Source organism: Pseudomonas sp. X10 (assembly GCF_054889225.1).
Genome location: NZ_CM142677.1, coordinates 2,933,582 through 2,949,345 on the forward strand (window position 1 = coordinate 2,933,582; position 15,764 = coordinate 2,949,345).

The following is a 15,764-nucleotide window of genomic DNA, read 5'->3' on the forward strand; positions in this document are numbered from 1 at the left end:
GTGGCGGCTCAACACTCGACAAACGCCACGGCCAGGCCGCCGCGCGAGGTTTCCTTGTAGTTGGCGTGCATGTCCGCACCGGTGTCGCGCATGGTGCGGATCACCCGGTCCAGGGAAATGAAATGCTCGCCATCACCGCGCAAGGCCATCTGCACGGCGTTGATCGCCTTGACCGCGGCGATCGCGTTGCGCTCGATGCAGGGCACCTGCACCAGGCCGCCGACCGGGTCGCAGGTCAGTCCCAGGTTGTGCTCCAGGGCGATCTCGGCAGCGTTCTCCAGTTGCGGCGGGGTCGCACCCAACACTTCGGCCAGGCCGGCGGCGGCCATGGCGCAAGCCGAACCGACCTCGCCCTGGCAGCCGACCTCGGCCCCGGAGATCGAGGCGTTCTTCTTGCACAGGATGCCCACGGCGGCGGCCCCAAGCAGGAAAGCCACCACATCCTCGTCACAGGCACCTGGGTTGAACTTCATGTAGTAGTGCAATACCGCCGGAATGATCCCCGCCGCGCCATTGGTTGGCGCGGTGACCATGCGCCCACCGGCGGCGTTCTCTTCGTTGACCGCCAGGGCGAACAGGTTGACCCACTCCATGGCGCTCAGGGTCGAGCCGATCACATTGGGTTTACCCAGCTCCTGCAGGCTGCGGTGCAGGCGCGCGGCACGGCGCTTGACGTTCAGGCCGCCGGGCAGCACGCCCTCGTTGCGCAGGCCGTTGTCGACGCATTCGCGCATCACCGCCCATAGCTGCAACAGGCCGCTACGCACTTCGGCTTCAGGACGCCAGGCGCACTCGTTGGCCATCATCAACTGGCTGACGCTCAGGCCATGGGCCTTGCACAACGCCAGCAACTGGGCAGCGCTGGAAAAGTCGTAAGGCAAGTGCACCTGCTCGCCGTCGTTCTCGGCAGCCCCTACCTGTGCGGCTTCGATGATGAAACCGCCGCCCACCGAGTAGTAGGTCTGCTTGAACAGACTGCCAGCCTCGCCCTGCGCCTCCAGGGTCATGGCGTTGGGGTGATAAGGCAGGCTTTCGTCCAGCAACAGCAGGTCACGGCTGTAATCGAAGGCGATGGCATGGCTGCCATCGAGCATCAGGCAACGCTCCTGCATCAGTTGATCGATGCGTGGACCGATGCTCTGCGGATCGATGCGATCCGGCCATTGCCCCATCAAGCCCAGCAGGCAGGCACGGTCAGTGGCATGGCCGACACCGGTGGCCGACAGCGAGCCATACAGGCGCACTTGCACCCGACTCACTTGCGCCAGCAGGCCTCGTTCACGCAAGGCCTGGGCGAAGGTCGCCGCCGCACGCATGGGGCCCACGGTGTGGGAGCTGGATGGGCCGATGCCAATCTTGAAAAGGTCGAAAACACTGATAGCCATGCTAATGCCTGACCGTGGCGATGTTGAATCTCGCCAACCGGCCCTCTGGGAAAATTGAAGGGAACCGCGAATTTACGCGATACTGCCGTGCCCTCTCGGCGATGACCAACGAAAGTTTCTAAGCAAGCCTTTAGCAGGACTAAACGATGCGACGGCAATTGAATGGCCAGATGTACGTCTGGCTGCATGTGTTCTCCTGTGCGGCACGGCATTTGTCGTTCACCCGGTGCGCCGAAGAACTGCACATCACCCCTGGCGCAGTCAGCCAGCAGATCCGCCAGTTGGAGGAGCGCCTGGGTTTCCGCCTGTTCCTGCGCCGCGCCCGTGGCGTGGAGCTGAGCGCCGAAGGCCAGCGCCTGGCACAAACCGTCAGCGATGCCTACGGGAGCATCGACGCGGAACTGCGGCGCCTGGATGCCGGCGAGATCCGGGGCACCCTGCGCCTGCGCTCGGTGCCCTCCTTCCTGGCCAAATGGCTCACGCCACGTCTGCCGCGGCTACAGCAGCGTTACCCGGACATCGAGTTGCGCCTGGTCGCCGAAGACAGCAGCCAGGCCCTGGACGAAGGCGACTTCGACCTGGCCATCGACCTCAACGACGGCAGCTATCCGGGCATGCACTCGACCCCGTTGCTCGACGAACAGATCTTCCCAGTCTGCTCGCCCGCGCTGCTGCGTGGCCGCCCGCCTCTGCACGGCCCTGCCGACCTGGCTCACTATCCGCTGCTGCACGACATCACCGCCTGGCGCGGCAGTTCGGAATATGCCGAATGGGAGTTCTACCTGGACGGCATCGGCGCCAGCGGGCTGGACGTACGACGCGGGCATACCTTCAACCGCAACCACCTGACCATCGAAGCAGCCATCGCCGGGATCGGCGTGGCCATTGCCCGGCGCACCTTGCTCAATGACGAGCTGGAACGGGGTGCGCTGATCGTGCCGTTCGGGGTACCGATCGCCAATCACAAACGCTATGTGCTGCTGTATCCGCCAGGTGGGTTGACCCAGCCCGGAGCGCGGGCAGTGCATGACTGGCTGGTGGAGGAAGCCCAAGGGTTCAGGGCGCTGCATCCGCTGGCGCTGCCCGAGGTCTGATTCGCTTAAGCTGAGTGTCCGCATTGGGGCTTCTACACAGCCCATCGCGACACAAGGCCGCCGCACTTGTGGGAGCGGCCTTGTGTCGCGATGGGGCGCGCAGCGGACCTGCCTTTGGCAGCCTTGCGCTCACTTCACTGCCTGCTTGTTGCCACCCAGTGTCGTGGTCGGTGCCACCCGCTCATCGGCGGGCGTGACGATCTGCTGCAGGTCGATATGCCGGAACTCCGGTGTCGCGCCCAGGCGGGCGTTGAAGCGGATATTGAAGCTGAACGGGTCCTGGGTCGGCACATCCAGCGCATACCCATACAGCGACGTGATCGCCGAGCTGTCATACCCCAGCAGGCGCAACAGCGTCGGGAAGATGTTGTAGTGGCTGGAGGCATTGCGGTTCTGCGCCAGGTGCGCCTGCCAGTCCAGGGTCTGCAACCCCTGGCCCTGGATCACCACCAGCGGCACCAGGCCCTCCTCCATGGCCGGATCGCTGCCGCAGTGGGTGTTCAAGCCAGGGTTGCCGCGCTCATGCAGATCCTGGCCATGGTCGGAGGTGTAGATCACCACTGCCTGGCTCAAGTCGCCTTCGGCGAACAACCGACGAAAGAACTCACCCACGTTCCATAGCAGCGTGTTCTTGTAGGCATTGCGGTAGAGCACCCAGTCCGCCGTGGCGCCGTCGAAGCCATCACGGGTGCCGGTGTCGGCGACGTCGGTGAAGCGCCCACGGGACAACGCCGGCTGATAGCGCATGAAGTCATCGGGGTATTTGTCGTGCACCGGGAAGTGCGCGCCGACCTTGTTGATCACGATCAACTGGGGCGTGTCGTCCTTGAGCAGCTCCAGCAGTTTGGCCAGCGCCGCCATATCGCGTTCGAGCACAGGGGTGTCGTCGAACTGGATGAACTGATCGATGTCGTGCTTTTCCGTCTCGGTCATCAGGTTCTGCAGTTTGCCTGCGGTGCGCTGGCCATCGATGTACACCGTGCCCAACCCGGCCTGCTTGGCGTACTGCCAGATCGAGGGCTGGGTCGAGTTGATACGCAGGTAGTCGTCGCGGGTGCCACCATAGCGCAAGGTGACATTGGTGTCCGCGCTGCAGTTGGCGACGGACGCGGCATAGCCGTAGTTGAAGATGCTCGCCCCGGGCTGGGGCTGGTTGAGGTGGCTGGTCACTCCGGCCGGAGTGTTCAGATCAAGGTAATTGCCAGAAATGCTCTCGTCGATGATCAGCACGATATCCCGCGCAAGAGGCGGCCCCGAGCGGGCCAGGCTGACCGGCTGGCGCGGACCGACGCTGCTGTGCAGCGACTCGTAGGTGAACAGGCTCATGTAGGCCAGCGGCGTGTACATCACCGGTAACCCGCGCGCGCCCTCGCCCGCGCGGACGAAGAGGATGCCGATCAGCAGGAGCAAGGCCAGTACAGGCGCGCTCCAGGGCAGGCCCCGGGGCAAGCGCGCCACAGGCGCCGGACGCAGGCCGATGCCCAACAGCAGGAGCCAGGCCTTGGCCAGCGCAAGGAGGATCGCCGCGTGGTACTGCTGCAGCGCTTCGCCGATGAAACCACCGGAATAGACCATGGAAACGAAGGCGCTGTAGGTCAGGTAGGAATCGGTGATGTGGGTATAGGCATCGAAGAACAGCGCACTGGCCGAAAACACCACGGCCACAGACCAGCGCAAGGCGGCCAGGCGTATCCAGGCGCTCAACAACAGGGCCAGCACCAGCACCGCGAACACCCCCAGATAAAGCATCAGCGGCAAGCCGAAACCGAGGGCCTGAAGACGTTCGAAGTAATAGTCATGGAAGCTTGCCAGGTAGATGACCAGCAGCAGTCCCTTGATATATCCGCGCATGATTATCCACCCCGGTCATCGAGCCTTCCTCAAACCGTAGCAGTCCTGTAACAAATCACAAGGCGGAAATAGTCAATTTTCCGGCGATACCACAACGCCATATTTTGGCGCTTAAAGTGATACGCCAGTGAAACAATCTATTACCCAGAGACCAGTATTTTCGCGGCCTACGACCGTTTATCGCCTCGTAATCCGGCTAAGTGCCAGTAGCTTTCGTCGCTAAGGCACGGATTAGAAAAGGGTTGGTGGCAAAAGGCCGGGAACGTTAGCGCTTGTAAGTTCAACGAAACATGCCATTGGTTTGACGCAATTCCGTCGAGCTGAGCTATACCGAAATCACACCGCTGTTTCATTCCCCTTACTACTCCATACGAGGCACGCCGGCATGGATGTGAGCGTATTTGGCACCGGCTATGTCGGTCTTGTTCAAGCAGCAGCCCTGGCTGATGTGGGGCACCGCGTACTCTGCGTGGATGTCGACACACACAAGATCAGCCAGCTGCGCCTGGGCGTCCCCCCGATCAGCGAGCCCGGCCTCTCCAGCCTGCTGGAAGACAACATCAAGGAAGACCGCCTTCTGTTCAGCACCCAAGGCAGCGATGCGGTGGCCCATGCCGAACTGATCTTCATCGCCGTCGGCACACCGCCCGACGAGGATGGCTCGGCCGATCTCTCCCATGTGCTCAGCGTGACCCGGCAGATCGCCGGCCTGATGGAAGCGGACCGGACCCTGATCATCAAGTCCACGGTGCCGGTGGGCACCGCCGACAAGGTCATCGCCCTCGCCCACGATGAACTGCAGCGCCTGGGCAAGGGCCACCTGAACGTGCGCGTGGTCTCCAACCCCGAGTTCCTCAAGGAAGGCAGCGCCCTGGCCGACTGCATGCGCCCTGACCGCATCATCATCGGCACCAGCGACGACCAGGCCCGCGACCAGCTCGCCGAACTCTACGCCCCCTTCTGCCGCAACCATGAAAAGCTGATGTTCATGGACAACCGCAGTGCCGAGCTGACCAAGTACGCGGCCAACGCCATGCTCGCCACCCGTATCAGCTTCATGAACGAACTGGCCAACCTCAGCGAACGCCTGGACGCCGACATCGAGTCGGTGCGCAAGGGCATCGGTTCGGACCCGCGCATCGGCTACCACTTCATCTACCCCGGTTGCGGCTTCGGTGGCTCCTGCTTCCCCAAGGACCTGCGCGCCCTATTGCACACCGCCGAGCACAGCGGCATGCCACTGCGCCTGCTGCAAACGGTCAGCGAAGTAAACGACCGCCAGCGCGTAATCCTCTTCAACAAGCTGAAGCAGCACCTGCAAGGCCCGCTGAGCGGAAAGTCCATCGCCCTGTGGGGCCTGGCCTTCAAGCCCAACACCGACGATATGCGCGAGGCCCCCAGCCGCTACCTGATGGAAGCTCTATGGGCCGAAGGCGCCACGGTACGCGCCTATGACCCGGAAGCCATGGATGAATGCCGGCGCCTCTATGGCTACCGCGACGACCTGCAACTGTGCGCTACCCGTGACGACACCCTGCAGGACGCCGACGCCCTGGTGATCTGCACCGAGTGGAAGAACTTTCGCGTGGTCGACTTCACCCTGCTGGCCCAGAAACTGCGGGCCAAGCTGATCATCGACGGACGCAACCTGTACAACCCCGAGCAGGTCGCGGCCCATGGCCTGAGCTACACCGGGATCGGCTTGCGTCAAGTCCCACCACAGGTAAACGTCCCGCCGCAGGTGAGCGCACCATGAAGATCCTGGTCACCGGCGCGGCCGGCTTCATCGGTGCCCACACCAGCCTGCGCCTGCTGCGCGACGGGCATCAGGTGCTGGGCCTGGACAACTTCAACGATTACTACGACCCAGCCCTGAAGCACGCGCGGTTGGACTGGATCGAAAGCCAGGCCGGGCCCTTCCCGCTGCACCGCCTCGACCTGGGCGACCGCGATGGCATCGCCACGCTGTTCGCCCGCGAACAACCCGAGGTGGTAGTGCATCTGGCCGCCCAGGCCGGGGTGCGTTATTCCCTGGAAAACCCCCAGGCCTACATCGACAGCAACTTGTGCGGCTTCCTCAACATCCTCGAAGGTTGTCGCCGTCATCCGGTCCGGCACCTGCTGTACGCCTCGTCGAGTTCGGTGTACGGCGCCAACCAGCGCACGCCCTACCAGGTCCAGCATGCGGTCGATCACCCGCTGTCGCTGTACGCCGCCACCAAGAAGGCCAACGAGGCCATGGCCCACAGCTACAGCCATTTGTTCGGCATCCCCTGCAGCGGCCTGCGCTTCTTCACCGTCTACGGCCCCTGGGGCCGCCCGGACATGTCGCCCATCCAGTTCGCCCGAGCGATCGCCGAAGGCCGACCGATCCAGTTGTTCAACCATGGCTGCCACCAGCGCGACTTCACCTACATCGACGACATCGTCGAAAGCCTGGTGCGGCTCATCCCCCTGCCACCGCAAGCCGACCCGGGCTGGAACCACGACCTGCCAGACCCGGCCAGCAGCCATGCCCCCTGGCGCCTGTTCAACATCGGCGGCCAGCGGCCAGTGGAGCTCACCGACTACCTGGCCCTGCTGGAAAAGCACCTGCAGCGCAAAGCCGAAATCGAGCTACTGCCACTGCAGCCGGGCGATGTGCTGGCCACCTGCGCCGACACCAGCGCGCTGGAGCAGCTCACCGGCTTCACCCCACAGGTTTCCCTGGATGAAGGGCTCGGGCGATTCGTCGCCTGGTTTCATCGCTACTACTCGCACACCCCTTGGAGGCCAGCGAGCACAGGCATCAACGGAGGGCGGTATGACAGGACAACCTAAAAGCGCGCAACTGCAGGCGCTATACCAGGACAAGCGCATGGACCCGGCGCATCGGCAACGCATCGATGCGGCGATCCACATGCAGGGGCGCGGCTGGCTCACCCGCCGCGTCGGTGGCAGGCCCTGGACCCTGTCGCGGACCAACCGCCTGCTGTCCTGCCTCGGCGCCCTGGTCCTGCTGGTGCTGATCGCACCCCTGCTGCTGGTATTGGCGGTACTGGTCAAGTCCAGCGGTCCTGGGCCGGTGTTCTTCGTCCAGAAAAGGACCGGCTACCGGGGCCGCACTTTCGGCATGTTCAAGTTCCGCACCATGGTCGTCAACGCCGAAGCGTTGAAGGATTCGCTGCGCCACCTGAACAAGCACGGCGCCGACGCCATCGACTTCAAGATCGACAAGGACCCGCGCGTCACCCCCATCGGCAGGTGGCTGCGCCGTACCAGCCTCGACGAACTGCCCAACCTGATCAACGTGGTCACCGGCGACATGCGCCTGGTCGGTCCCCGGCCCACGTCCTTCAACGCCTACCGCTACAAGGACAACCACCTGGCACGTCTGAGCATCTATCCCGGCATGACCGGCCTGTGGCAGATCTCTGGGCGCAGCGACATCGACTTCGACCAGCGCGTCGAGCTGGACCTGAGCTACATCAACGAACAGAGCTTGATGCTGGACCTGAAGATCCTCTTCAAGACTCCCTTCAAAGTCTTCAGCGGCCACGGAGCAAGTTGATATGGACGGTTCTACTTCAAGAAGCCTGAGCATCGCCACCCCGAGCGAAGCCAACCTGACCGCCACGATGCTCGATGAAGACCAGCGCATCCTGTTACTGACCGCAGCCAACACCGGCAGCGGCACCAGCACCAGTGCCCTGGCCTTCGCCAGCCAACTGGCGCTGATGAGCGCGGGCTCCGTGCTGCTGATCGACAGCAGCAACAGTGGCAGCAACCTCAGCCAGCAACTGGGCCTGCACAAGTTGCCGGGATTCACTGACCTGCTGTTCGACCAGGACACTCCGCCCCTGGCCCAGGACTGCATCGTGCGGCTGTCCGACCAGCCGTTCGACATCCTCCCGGGCGGCACCTGGAAGCGTGGCCGCGAGCGGCTCAACCCGGACCTGCTGCGGGTGCTGCTGCGCAGGCTCAGCGAGCAGTACCGCTTCGTGGTGGTCGACGGCGATGCCGTCTACGCCAGTGCCGACAGCCTGGTACTGAGCACGCTGGTCGACGGCGTGATCCTGGTGGTATGCGCCGAGGAAACCCGCTGGGAGGTGGCCCAGGCCGCGGCCCAACGCCTGACCCAGGCCGGCGCCCGGCTAGTCGGCAGCGTCTTCAACCGGCGCAAGTACTACATGCCCAAGTGGCTGTACAACAACCTCTGAGGCCTGCACAGGAAACCCACCATGAAATACCCATCGATTGCCCTGTGCCTGCTGGCCTTGGCCGGTTGCGCCAGCCAGGAAACCCGGCAGATGCCGGTACAGATCCTCACCGCACCGCCGGCCGAGGCGCAGAACACCGAAATCGCCCATCGCGAGCAGGTGCTGCGGCCGCAGGACGTGCTGGAAGTGATCTTCCATATCGGCAACAGCACGCCAGGCGTCTACCGCATCCAGTCCGGTGACACCGTCGACCTCAACTTCATGGCCGCCAGCTCCCTCAATGGCAGCCAGTTGGTGATGCCCGACGGCACCATCACCCTGCCCAGCACCAACGCCAGCGTGCCCGTCGCCGGCATGACCGCCAGCGAAGCCGAGAACGCCATCCAGCAGGCCTATCGCAACAAGCGCGTGTTCCAGCGCAACCGCGACCAGGTCACGGTGCGGGTGCTCAGCCCCATGAGCAACGAGGTGAACCTGAAGAACACCCTGACCCACCCTGGCACTGGCATGAGCCGCGACATCACCGTGGGCAACGATGGCCGCGCCACCTTCCCGGAGATCGGCTCGGTTCCGCTGCAGGGCATGACCGTCAACCAGTTGCGCGACTTTCTCAACGAACGTTACGCGAACCTGCCCGGACGCATGACCGTGGACGTACTGCTCAAGTCCACCTCGGCCAACGAGATCTATGTGCTCGGTGAAGTCGGCCAGCCCGGCGTCTTCTCCATCCGTCGCCCGGTCTCGGTGCTCGAGGCACTGACCCTGGCCCGTGGCCCGACCCTCAAGGCCCAGCTCGGCTCGGTGGTGATCATGCGCCGCAACGGCAACCAGGTGCAGGCGGTGAACTACGACGTCGACAAGGCCTTGACGGGCGACAACCAACGCATCGCCTACCTGCAACCCGACGACATGCTCTACGTGCCCAAGACCAAGCTGGCCAGCGCCGGCGAACTGGCCCGGCAACTGGCCGACGTGGTGCTGTTCCAGGGGATCGGTGTCAGCTTTGGCTACCGCCTCGACAGCAAGGATGACAACGGCAGTAACAACAACGGCAACAGCGATGGCTCCGGCGCTCCAGCTGGAACCGCAGGCCAATGATCGGAGAAAGGTCCATGACTACGCAGCCCAAAGAGAACTATGTGCATGAGTTCTTCCGGATCTTCTTCGCCAACCGCCAATTGGTCAAACGGGTGTTCCTGGTCTTCGCCGTGATCGCCGTCGTGCTGCCGCTGGCCCTCAAGCAGAGCTATGACATCACTGCCGAAGTCATCGTGCAGTCCAAGAAGCTCTCGCAGAGCGACACCAGCTCGGCCCTGTCGCAAGAGGCCGACCGCTTCGTTCCGCCGACGCTGGCCGACATGGAGACCGAGAGCAACATCCTGCGCTCGCCGACCCTGATCCGCCAAACCATCGACCAGTTGCGCAAGGAGGGCCATTACCAAGCCGAGCCCGGCCTGCTCAAACGCTATGTGTTCACGCCTCTGCGCGAGACTGTGGTCGACCCGCTCAAGCGCCTGCTCAACAACGACGTGGCCGAGCAGCGCGATACCGAGCTGGACAGCCTCACCGACCAGGCGATCAAGGGCCTCAATGTCGAGACCTTGCCCGGCTCCAATGTGATCTCGGTGATCTACAGCGCCGACGATCCCAAGCTGGGCACCTTGTTCGTCGCCCGGTTGCTGGACAACTTCCTGAAGAACCGCCAGGACCTGCAGTCCAACGAACTGCCGGAAGCCTTCTACGAGCAGAAGAAAATGCACTACCAGGCCCGCCTCGGCGACCTCGAGGGCCAGCGCCTCGGCCTGCTCGAAGCAGTCGGATCGTCGGACCCGAAAGAGGAGATCACCTTCCGTCTCAACGCCATCAGCACCGAGGAACAGGCATTGAACCTGTACCGCGACCGGCAGCTGCAGAACCAGCAATGGCTGGACTACCTCAAGAGCAGCATGAGTCTGGCCAACAAAGCCAGGATGACGGACTACAGCTTCCCCTACACCTTTACCACCACCGTCGACAACGTTGCCTTCGAGGACCGCGAGATCAAGCAGTTGGGTGAGCAGTTGACCACTCAGGTGGCCCGCTACGGCGCCGACCTGGCCGTGTTCCAAGCCAACGCTGAACCCATGCTGCTGCTGCGTGAACAGATCGTCCGCACCCGCCAGCAGTTCCTCAAGATCGTCGACAACCGCATCCGCGAACGCCAACAAGACCTGGCCGTGACCCAGCAAGTGATCGACCAGAAGACCCAGCGCATCGCCGACTACAAGGCGCGCATCCATCAACTGCGCGAGACCCAGAGCAAGACCCGCCAGTTGGACACCGAGATCGATGCCCTGCACAAGGCCTTCTCCACCTACGCCCAGCGCTATGAAGAAAGCCGCGGCCAGGGCCTATTCGATGGCAGCCAGTCCAACGCCCGGATCCTCAGCGCGCCGTACGAACCGACCTCGGCGGCCTTCCCGAAACCCGGCCTGATCATCCCATTCGGCCTGCTCACCGCCATGTTGCTGTCGATCGCCCTGGTCTACGTCAAGGAGTTCTTCGACCGCCGCTTCAAGCATCCGGCACAGATCGCCCAGCAACTCGACCTGCCGGTGCTGCTGGTGATCAACGACCAGACCCCGGCCCTGCCCAATCCGCACCGGTCGTGGTCGGTCCCACGTCTGATGCACTGGGTACGCAATTGAACGCCGCCGTGCCCGCCGGCCACCCACCGATCCTCCACCTGCTCAGCAGTGGTGGTTTCTATGGGGCCGAGCGCATGTTGCTGGACCACTGCCAGGCCACGCCGGGGCAGCACCGAGTGCTGTTCCTCGGTGCCCCGGCCGAGCTGGTGGCGCGCTTTCGCGAGGCCGGCGTCGAGTGCCAGTCCTGCCAGGGCCTGGGCCAGTTGCTGGCGCTGCTGCGCCGGCAGCGCGGCGAGCGGCCGTTGATCAATAGCCACAATTTCAAGGGCCTGCTGTACGGCTGGCTGGGCGCCACGCTCTGGCGCCTGCCGCTGGTGACCACCCAACACGGTTTCACCCCGCGCAGTCGCAAGCAGCGCTTCTATACCTGGCTGACCCTGCAACTGTGCCGTACTCCCACGGTGGACCGGGTCGTCTGCGTGGCCGAAAGCATCGCCCGCCTGCACCGTCAGGCCGGTGTCGCAGCAAACAAGCTGCAAGTAATACCCAATGGCCTGCCCCAGGCCCTCGATCTGCCCGAGCGCTCCCACGGCAACGGTCACTGGATGGCTGGCTATGCGGGGCGCCTGAGCAGCGAAAAAGGCCCGGACCTGTTCCTCGACACCCTGATCCCACTGTGCCAGCGCCAGCCCCGGGTCCACGCGGTGATGCTCGGCGAGGGCCCGGAGCGCGCCACGCTGCAGGCGCGCATCGACGCCGCGGGCCTGTCCGAGCGCATCACCCTGCCCGGCTTCCAGCGCGACATGCGCGTCTGGATGGCACGCCTGGATGCCCTGGTGATCAGCTCGCGCACCGAGGGCACGCCCATGATCCTGCTCGAAGCCATGCAGGATGGTGTGCCGGTGGTGGCCTTCAGCGTCGGCGGTATACCCGATGTCATCGAACATGGCCGCAATGGCCTGCTGGCCAGGCCCCTGGCGGTGGACGAACTGGAGCAGCACCTGCAAGCCCTGCTCGATGACCCGGCGCAGGCCGCCGAACTGGCCGCCCGGGCCCGCCGGACCCAACAGGAACGCTACCACCTGCCGACCCTGGCCCAACGCTGGGCCCAGGTTTACCGGGGCGCTACACAGGAGGTTGTCGCATGATCATTCCACTGTCGCTGGTCAGCCTGGTCGCCCTGCTGTGCCTGGGGTTGCTGGCCAGTCCCTACCCCTATCTGGCACCAGGCGCAGTGCTGGGCCTGGCCGGGGCGCTGACGCTGTACCGGCGGCCCGCCTGGGGGGTGTTGGCGATCGTCACCCTGGTACCGCTGGAAGGGCTGCTCAAAGACGGCCTGCTCTCCGGCGCCAAGCTGGTCGGGATCGGCCTGGCGCTGATCCTGACCCTGCAACTGGCCATCCGCCAGTTGCCCGGCGAACGCCTGCGCAGCAGTCACTGGCGCCTGCTGGTCGCCTTCATGGCGCTCTACCTGCTGAGCCTGTGGACCAGCGACAACCTCACCTTGTCCTTGGGCCACCTGCGCGAGCTCACTGTCGGCCTGGTGCTGTTCGTCATCACGTTGCTGATCGGCCGTGAGCTGAACCTGGCCATGCTGGCGCGACTGGTGACCGTCAGCGTCTGCGTGATGTGCCTGTTCGGCATCTTTTCCAGCAAATACCAGGAGGGCGGCCGGGCCACCGCCATGCTCGACCCGAACCTGTTCGCGATGATGATCACCGTGGCCATGCCGATGGGTCTGTGGCTGGCCATCAAGAGTCGCACGCTGCTGCTCAAACTGTTCTGGGCCGGCTGCTGCCTGTTGCTGCTGGCCGGCATGACCAAGACCGATTCGCGCTCGGGCCTGGTGGTGCTGATGATCAGCCTGGGCATCATGCTCTATAACTACCGCGAGCAACTCAAGCACATCCGCCCGCGCCACCTCGGTTTCGCCATGCTCGGCCTGGCCATCGTGCTGCCGCTGGGGGCCGCGGTCATCCCGGCCAGCTACATCGAGCGCATTCAGACGCTGGCCCTGCTCAAGTCCGGCGTCAATGCGCACAAGGACGAGTCCCTGGGCCGCCGCGCCTCCTACCTGGTGGTGGGCAAGCAGATGATCAGCGACAGTCCGGTGCTCGGCACCGGCCCAGGCACCTTCCCCTTGCATTATGCCGACACCGGCTTCTCCAAGGCCTTTGCCCCAGTCAACAGCCAACCCACCGACCTCTACCGTCGGGCCCACAACACCTATCTGGAGATCTTCAGCGAAGTCGGGCTGCCGGCCGGGTTGCTGTTCGTCGGCATGATCGCCCTGGCCCTGCGCAACTTCTGGCAGGCACGTGCCGCTTGGCGGGCCGCCGGCGAGCAGGACAAGGCCGACATGATGACCCACCTGACCATCAGCATGCTGGCCATCGCGCTGTTCCTGATGTTCCTCAGCTCTCCGAGCCTCAAGTACCTGTGGTTGATGATGGCGCTGTCCAGTGTGGCCTGGCGTGAGGCCGCCGAGGCACGTACGCAGAAGGGGGCGGCATGAGCCTGGTCAGCATCGTGATTCCCATGTTCAACGAGGCACGGCACATCGCCCGGACCTTGCAAGCTGTGCACAACGCTGCCGAGCAAGCGGGCCTTGCCTGTGAAGTGCTGGTGGTGGACAACGGCTCCAGCGACGCCGGCCCACAAATCGCCGAGGCCCTTGGCGCCCGCGTGCTGAGCCTGCCGGGCATGGCCATCGGCGCCCTGCGTAACCACGGCGCGCGGGCCAGCCAGGGGCAATGGCTGGCGTTTCTCGACGCCGACATCGAGGTGCCCAGCGACTGGCTCAGCCGCCTGCTCGACCTGCACCGCCAAGGCGAAGGCGATGTCTTCGCCCTGGACTGCGATACCCCGAGTCAGGCGCCCTGGTTCGCCTACGCCTGGCAGCGCCGTACCTTACGCGCCGGGCAGTTGCTGCAGGACAGCAACTGGCTGCCGACCCCCAACCTGTTGATGCAGCGACAGTGGTTCGAACGGGTCTGTGGCTTCGACGAACGCCTGCGCACCGGGGAAGACAAAGACTTCACCTTGCGCCTGCGCCAGGCCGGTGCGCGCCTGCGGGTACTGCGCAAGCCGGTAGCCCTGCACTGGGGCTTCGAGGGCAGTTGGGCGGAGTGGCTGGGCAAAGAACTCTGGCGCCAGGGCAGCCACCTGCAACTGCTGCGCAGCAATGGCCCGAGCCTGCGCCTGCTGCGCTTCCCGCTGCTGTCCCTGGCGATCTGGCTGCTCGATGCCCTGGCCCTGTCGATGCTGTTCGCTGGCAATGGGCACGCCGCTCTGCTCCTGCTGCTGGTCGGCGCCCTGCCCGCCCTGGTGCTGAGCCTGCGCCAGAGCCTGAAACACCGCGACCCGTTGCTCACCCTGCAGCTCTGGGGCCTGCACTGGGTCCGCCTGCACCTGGCCGGAGCGGCCTTCGTGCTCAGTCTGTTCAACTGGAACGCAAGGAGGCCCGCCCGTGGCTGAATCCATTTTCTGGCTATGCCTGTTGTTGCCCTTCTATGCCTGGCTCGGCTACCCGCTGCTGCTCACCGCCGCCGGGCCGTTCTTTCCCCGGCACAAGCCAGGCCCCTTGCCGCCGCAACAGGTCAGCGTGGTGGTCGCCGCGCACAATGAGGAATGTCATATCGAAGACAAGCTGCGCAACCTGTTGGCGCAGGACTGTCCAGGCGTCAGCGTGCAGATCGTGGTGGCCAGCGATGGCTCCAGCGATCGCACCGTGCCCCTCGCCCATAGCTTCGACGACCCGCGGATCCTGGTGCTCGACCTGCCGCGCCAAGGCAAGAACAGCGTGCTCAACGCCGCTGTCGAACACTGCACAGGCGATATCCTGGTATTCACCGATGCCGATGTGCACTGGCTCGATGGCACCCTCGCCGCGCTCCTGGCGCCCTTTGCCGATCCGCATGTCGGCGGTACCGTCGGCAAGATGGTCATCCCCGTCGCCGGCAAGGGCCTGAGCCTGGGGGAAAGTCTGTACCGCCACTACGAAGCCTGGCTGCGCCGGGTGGAGAGCCGCACCGGCTGCACGGTTTCGGCCGACGGTGCCCTGCAGGCGTTGCGCCGCGAGCTTTACCAAGCGATTCCGGCTCGGGTCAACGACGACTTCTTCATCAACACCTGCGCCCCGGTCGCGGGCAAGCGCGTTGTCTATGTCGACCAGGCCAAAGTGCTGGATCAAGGCGTGGACGAGGCTGGCCGGCAATTCAGCCGCCGCCAGCGTGTCACCGTCGGCGGCCTGATCAGCCTCGCCGCCCGGCGCGAACTGCTCAACCCGCTGCGCCACGGCCTGTACGCCATTGCCCTGATCAGCCACAAACTGATCCGCCGCCTGGCCCCTGTACTGCTGCTGCCCTTGCTGATAGCCAACCTCTGGTTGCTCGACGGGCACGGCTTCTACCGCCTGACCCTGGCCGCCCAGTTGCTTTGCTACGCCATTGCCGTGGCGGGCCTGCTGGATGTGCGTCACCGCCTGCCCAAGCCATTTCGCCTGGCGGCGTTCGTGTTGGTGACCCTGGCCGGTATGAGCGTCGGCTTGTGGCAGTTCTTGCGCGGGCACAGCTACAACCAATGGAACCCCGACCAGACTCGATGAGT

Annotated in this window: 13 protein-coding genes; 11 read left to right on the top strand and 2 right to left on the bottom strand. The window is 64.5% G+C overall.

Annotation, left to right across the window (positions count from 1 at the left end; genetic code table 11):
* Positions 1-8: 8 nt before the first annotated feature.
* On the bottom strand, positions 9-1,385 hold the full coding sequence (locus tag ACYU03_RS13380; RefSeq protein WP_461885042.1) for an L-serine ammonia-lyase: 1,377 nt from the start codon (positions 1,383-1,385) through the stop codon (positions 9-11).
* Positions 1,386-1,531: 146 nt separating this feature from the next.
* Here ACYU03_RS13380 and ACYU03_RS13385 point away from each other — a divergent pair, with 146 nt between their 5' ends.
* On the top strand, positions 1,532-2,479 hold the full coding sequence (locus tag ACYU03_RS13385) for a LysR substrate-binding domain-containing protein (RefSeq protein WP_461885044.1): 948 nt from the start codon (positions 1,532-1,534) through the stop codon (positions 2,477-2,479).
* Between the two features lie 129 nt (positions 2,480-2,608).
* On the opposite strand, the gene ACYU03_RS13390 is transcribed toward ACYU03_RS13385, so the two are convergent.
* A complete protein-coding gene (locus tag ACYU03_RS13390) occupies positions 2,609-4,330 on the bottom strand; it encodes a sulfatase-like hydrolase/transferase (RefSeq protein WP_461885046.1) in 1,722 nt (573 codons plus the stop codon).
* Positions 4,331-4,715: 385 nt separating this feature from the next.
* Here ACYU03_RS13390 and ACYU03_RS13395 point away from each other — a divergent pair, with 385 nt between their 5' ends.
* From ACYU03_RS13395 to ACYU03_RS13440, 10 genes are read left to right on the top strand one after another with little or no spacing between them, the layout of a single operon-like run.
* Positions 4,716-6,086, top strand: a complete 1,371-nt coding sequence (locus ACYU03_RS13395; RefSeq protein ID WP_461885047.1) for a UDP-glucose dehydrogenase family protein — start codon at positions 4,716-4,718, stop codon at positions 6,084-6,086.
* A complete protein-coding gene (locus ACYU03_RS13400; protein ID WP_461885048.1) occupies positions 6,083-7,150 on the top strand; it encodes an NAD-dependent epimerase in 1,068 nt (355 codons plus the stop codon). Before ACYU03_RS13395 ends, ACYU03_RS13400 begins: the two co-directional genes overlap by 4 nt.
* Positions 7,134-7,880 (top strand): sugar transferase, encoded by a 747-nt coding sequence (locus ACYU03_RS13405; RefSeq protein WP_461885049.1) that lies wholly within the window; start codon positions 7,134-7,136, stop codon positions 7,878-7,880. Before ACYU03_RS13400 ends, ACYU03_RS13405 begins: the two co-directional genes overlap by 17 nt.
* A gap of 1 nt (position 7,881) precedes the next feature.
* Positions 7,882-8,529: a CpsD/CapB family tyrosine-protein kinase gene (locus ACYU03_RS13410; protein ID WP_461885050.1), complete on the top strand. Its 648-nt coding sequence runs from the start codon at positions 7,882-7,884 to the stop codon at positions 8,527-8,529.
* A 21-nt stretch (positions 8,530-8,550) separates the two neighbouring features.
* A complete protein-coding gene (locus ACYU03_RS13415) occupies positions 8,551-9,627 on the top strand; it encodes a polysaccharide biosynthesis/export family protein (protein ID WP_461885051.1) in 1,077 nt (358 codons plus the stop codon).
* Between the two features lie 14 nt (positions 9,628-9,641).
* Positions 9,642-11,216, top strand: coding sequence for a GumC family protein (locus ACYU03_RS13420; protein WP_461885052.1), 1,575 nt, complete (start codon positions 9,642-9,644; stop codon positions 11,214-11,216).
* Complete coding sequence (locus ACYU03_RS13425; protein ID WP_461885053.1) at positions 11,213-12,304, top strand: glycosyltransferase family 4 protein; 1,092 nt, start codon at positions 11,213-11,215, stop codon at positions 12,302-12,304. Before ACYU03_RS13420 ends, ACYU03_RS13425 begins: the two co-directional genes overlap by 4 nt.
* Complete coding sequence (locus ACYU03_RS13430; protein ID WP_461885054.1) at positions 12,301-13,671, top strand: O-antigen ligase family protein; 1,371 nt, start codon at positions 12,301-12,303, stop codon at positions 13,669-13,671. Before ACYU03_RS13425 ends, ACYU03_RS13430 begins: the two co-directional genes overlap by 4 nt.
* Complete coding sequence (locus tag ACYU03_RS13435) at positions 13,668-14,633, top strand: glycosyltransferase family 2 protein (protein WP_461885055.1); 966 nt, start codon at positions 13,668-13,670, stop codon at positions 14,631-14,633. The genes ACYU03_RS13430 and ACYU03_RS13435 overlap by 4 nt, the downstream gene beginning before the upstream one ends.
* Positions 14,626-15,762: a glycosyltransferase family 2 protein gene (locus ACYU03_RS13440; RefSeq protein WP_461885056.1), complete on the top strand. Its 1,137-nt coding sequence runs from the start codon at positions 14,626-14,628 to the stop codon at positions 15,760-15,762. Before ACYU03_RS13435 ends, ACYU03_RS13440 begins: the two co-directional genes overlap by 8 nt.
* The last annotated feature ends 2 nt before the right edge of the window (positions 15,763-15,764 follow it).

Coding starts and splice junctions, on each gene's coding strand:
- ACYU03_RS13435 (WP_461885055.1), top strand. CDS start 13,668: ATGAGCCTGGTCAGCATCGTGATTCCCATGTTCAACGAGGCACGGCAC.
- ACYU03_RS13380 (WP_461885042.1), bottom strand. CDS start 1,385: ATGGCTATCAGTGTTTTCGACCTTTTCAAGATTGGCATCGGCCCATCC.
- ACYU03_RS13415 (WP_461885051.1), top strand. CDS start 8,551: ATGAAATACCCATCGATTGCCCTGTGCCTGCTGGCCTTGGCCGGTTGC.
- ACYU03_RS13395 (WP_461885047.1), top strand. CDS start 4,716: ATGGATGTGAGCGTATTTGGCACCGGCTATGTCGGTCTTGTTCAAGCA.
- ACYU03_RS13400 (WP_461885048.1), top strand. CDS start 6,083: ATGAAGATCCTGGTCACCGGCGCGGCCGGCTTCATCGGTGCCCACACC.
- ACYU03_RS13385 (WP_461885044.1), top strand. CDS start 1,532: ATGCGACGGCAATTGAATGGCCAGATGTACGTCTGGCTGCATGTGTTC.
- ACYU03_RS13390 (WP_461885046.1), bottom strand. CDS start 4,330: ATGCGCGGATATATCAAGGGACTGCTGCTGGTCATCTACCTGGCAAGC.
- ACYU03_RS13430 (WP_461885054.1), top strand. CDS start 12,301: ATGATCATTCCACTGTCGCTGGTCAGCCTGGTCGCCCTGCTGTGCCTG.
- ACYU03_RS13405 (WP_461885049.1), top strand. CDS start 7,134: ATGACAGGACAACCTAAAAGCGCGCAACTGCAGGCGCTATACCAGGAC.
- ACYU03_RS13410 (WP_461885050.1), top strand. CDS start 7,882: ATGGACGGTTCTACTTCAAGAAGCCTGAGCATCGCCACCCCGAGCGAA.
- ACYU03_RS13420 (WP_461885052.1), top strand. CDS start 9,642: ATGACTACGCAGCCCAAAGAGAACTATGTGCATGAGTTCTTCCGGATC.